At 43.3% G+C, this 217-nt stretch carries 1 rRNA gene; it reads left to right on the forward strand.

Annotated features, from left to right (window positions below):
* A 23S ribosomal RNA gene (locus tag V6C27_15025) occupies positions 1-89 on the forward strand; the annotation flags it as partial.
* Between the last annotated feature and the right edge of the window lie 128 nt (positions 90-217).

Consider the following 217-nt stretch of genomic DNA (forward strand, 5'->3'; position numbering starts at 1 on the left):
CCTGGTAGACTACCAGGTAGATAGGCTGGATGTGTAAGCACAGCAATGTGTTGAGCTGACCAGTACTAATCGGTCGAGGGCTTGACCTTAAAGCTTTTCTTAAATCGCTGTTCAGTTTTGAAGGAACGATTATGATGTAACAACAAACAATGTAGGGGCCGATTTATCGCGCCCACAAACGAAACGTTGGTTGTTAGATTACACTGTTTTGCAATGT

Source organism: Peptococcaceae bacterium 1198_IL3148 (assembly GCA_036763105.1).
Lineage (GTDB): Bacteria > Bacillota > Desulfotomaculia > Desulfotomaculales > Desulfohalotomaculaceae > JBAIYS01.